Source organism: Vibrio sp. 1401, assembly GCF_033340295.1.
Map to the genome: position 1 here is coordinate 1 of NZ_JAWOWF010000830.1, position 519 is coordinate 519.

At 42.6% G+C, this 519-nt stretch carries 1 protein-coding gene; it reads right to left on the reverse strand.

Going from position 1 to position 519, the window contains the following annotated elements; translation table 11 throughout:
• The coding region (locus R7Z77_RS28405; RefSeq protein ID WP_318137443.1) for a contractile injection system protein, VgrG/Pvc8 family at positions 1–519 on the reverse strand (519 nt) is incomplete at both ends.

The window sequence follows — 519 nt, forward strand, 5'->3', positions numbered from 1 at the left end:
ATGGAACTGTACTTTTATTCTGCCATGTTTATCAACGTATACCTCACCGTCTTTATTACCAGTCACAATGGCTGTTTGAAGACCTTTAATTTGCGGTTTAGGGTAAGTAACCGCCGGCCTTAAAATGGTTTTAGAGTCCACACAAGTAAACGCAACACGAACACCTTGAGAAGCGGTGCCACCCAGACCAGTTTGATTAAACACAGAAGCAAAAATCGTCACAGAGGCCAAGACATATTCTTTTCCTACTCGCGATTTATCTTCGTGTTTTTTGAACTTAAAACATTTACCCACAGAAAAGGTTCGACAACTCGCCTCTCCGCTACATAGATAAACATTCTGTTGAAGAGATTCAATTGCGTGAGTGTGTCGAAGCGAGTACTGTTCGTCACTTTCTGTTTCACCCAGATACTCAAAATACTCACTCGCAGGTACTGTAAACAGTGCAGTATCACCAGCAGCTACGTTTTTGGGTTGTGAGGCTGGTTTAAGCATATTGAAGCCAGACTTCTGGCTTGC